Genomic DNA, 416 nt, shown 5'->3' with positions numbered 1-416 from the left:
GATAGAGATAAAGAAATATCCCCGCTTGACCGAGGTGGGTGCCTGGCGGTCGGGGACCAACTTTCAGTCAGGGAACAATATCGATCGTAATCCCCATGGTGGCTTTTATACGCAGGAAGAGATCCGTGAAGTGGTAGCTTACGCCAAAGACCGTTATGTAACCGTGGTTCCGGAAATTGAGCTCCCCGGCCATTCACTTGCCGCTCTGGAGGCTTATCCTGAACTCTCCTGCACAGGCGGGCCCTTTAAGATCCCGGAGCGGTGGGGTATACAGGAAGATATCTACTGTGCTGGAAAAGAAGAAGTGTTTGTTTTCCTCGAAAATGTACTAGCAGAAGTAGTGGAACTATTTCCAAGTGAAACCATCCATATCGGCGGTGATGAAGCACCTAAGAAGCGCTGGTCGGCGTGTCCGT

1 protein-coding gene is annotated in these 416 nt (G+C 51.0%); it reads left to right on the top strand.

The annotated features are described in order from the left end of the window. The coding region (locus tag G5B30_RS17190; RefSeq protein ID WP_165321233.1) for a family 20 glycosylhydrolase at window positions 1-416 on the top strand (416 nt) is incomplete at both ends.

This window comes from Sphingobacterium sp. SGG-5, assembly GCF_011043525.1.
In the GTDB taxonomy this organism is placed as follows: domain Bacteria; phylum Bacteroidota; class Bacteroidia; order Sphingobacteriales; family Sphingobacteriaceae; genus Sphingobacterium.
The sequence above is the reverse complement of the archived record's forward strand: the minus strand, read 5'-3'. Positions and strand labels throughout refer to the sequence as shown.